This is a genomic window from Mycobacterium sp. UM_Kg27 (assembly GCF_000972905.1).
Classification (GTDB): domain Bacteria; phylum Actinomycetota; class Actinomycetes; order Mycobacteriales; family Mycobacteriaceae; genus Mycobacterium.
The window spans coordinates 1-1726 of sequence record NZ_JRMM01000263.1; the positions used below are offsets into that span (position 1 = coordinate 1).

At 58.2% G+C, this 1726-nt stretch carries 1 protein-coding gene and 1 pseudogene; both read left to right on the forward strand.

Features of this window, described 5'->3' with window-relative positions; translation table 11 throughout:
• Positions 1 to 568 precede the first annotated feature (568 nt).
• Positions 569 to 823 (forward strand): hypothetical protein, encoded by a 255-nt coding sequence (locus LI94_RS22810; protein WP_192831018.1) that lies wholly within the window; start codon positions 569 to 571, stop codon positions 821 to 823.
• 70 nt (positions 824 to 893) lie between these two features.
• Positions 894 to 1726: pseudogene (locus tag LI94_RS23520) on the forward strand (hypothetical protein); the annotation flags it as partial.

Genomic DNA, 1726 nt, shown 5'->3' on the forward strand with positions numbered 1-1726 from the left:
GAAGCGCTTCACTACGATCACAGGCACACCCCACCGAAGGCGGGGTGATTCAAGGAAATCAGTCCCCGGACTTACCGGGACGGCTCACAGTGATCACTCTCCAATCGAAGGGTGCTCACTTTTCGACCGGAATCACCTGCTCAATTTTGGACCGGAACCGACACGTCCGAACGTGCGGGTCGATCCAAGATCCACTCTTGCGAAACGCTAGGCGGAACTTGAGACCGGTGGCACCGCGGTTGTCGGCTGACGCGACGTTCAATGCGCAGGGCCTCAGCAAGCCGAACGAACGCGGTCCCAGTCAGGATGTAAACGTGAAATCGCGTAGAGGTCTACCATCCGCAGTGTGACGATCAACCCTCCGCCGTGGCCCTCACCGCCTCCAGTTCCGCCACGTAGTCGATTGCCACTGACGCTCTTGGCGCTAACGGCGTTGCTAGCCGCCGCTGCACTTGTAGTCGGAATACTGGCCCTAATTAGGGCGGGGCATAATCCCACGTATGCCGCTACCCAAAGAGCGGTAGCCAAGGCGCAGCTATGCAGCAAGTATACACTCGCTTCAGATGCCGTGAACATTGAAACGAATGGTACTGGTGCTGCGTTCGCACGTATCGCTGCTGCGAACGGCGCAATTATTCTTGAAGCTGCGGCTATCGATCCTGCGCTCGATAACGAATACCGTGATGCCGCGCTCAATCTGGCGCAGGCTTACCAAACCATGACTGCAGCTGCGAGCAAGGGTTCGGATAACAAGCAGTTTCAAGACTCGATCGAGATGATGACTACGGCACAACGCGTTCTGAAGGAATTGTGCAGTGACTGATCTACCGCCAGGCAAATGGTCACCTTACTTAGTAGGTGTGTGGTGGCCCGGCCCCCCGACACGGCCCGAGATGGGGATCCAGCACTGGTCTAGTCAATCCGACTCCAAAGAGCGCGAAGCAATCGAACTCCGGGATTTCACAAACGGTGTAAGCGCAAGGAACAGTGGACGAACCACAGAGGACGAGCTGATACGGCTACGTATCGGCTACAACCGTCTGACGAACGCCGCCGAGCACTGCCGGAGCAAGAAGACAGCTAGCGACAGCGTCGTCAAGGCCGTTAAAGAACTCCGTCAGAACTTAACCAACATCGCGAACCAGTACAACCCAAAAATCGACGACCTGGTAGCGAAAAATACACCGGAGGCAATGACCGAAGCCGTCGGACTAATCGTCGAAGCCAACGGAAAGGCAGCCGAATATAGCTCAGATGCTAATCGACAGATCATTGAGGCAACCCGACAAATGTTCGAAGATCTGGGCATCGAAGGCGACGCCCAGAAGTGGCTGCAAGATAACGGTGCAAATTTCAGCCCACCACCGTCCCAGCCACCCACCGCTGAAGATCTGAGCAGAAAGGCAGCTGGTACCGACCAGCTTCCATTGCGGTACGACGCCGGGGACGCGGAGAATCGCCCCATTCCCAGGAGCGTGGACGATCTCCTTCTTCCGGAAGGCCGCGCCAACAGCGGCGCAGGCGGCAACGAAACTGGCACCGGCGGGGGCAACAACACCGCAGGCGGCACTGACAACGCACCTGCGGGCGCCAACGGCAACGACGTAAACACCAGCGGCACAGACGGCATCAAGACCGGCACCGGCGGGGGCAACAACACCGCAGGCGGCACTGACAACGCACCTGCGGGCGCCAACGGCAACGACGTAAACACCAGCAGCGGCAC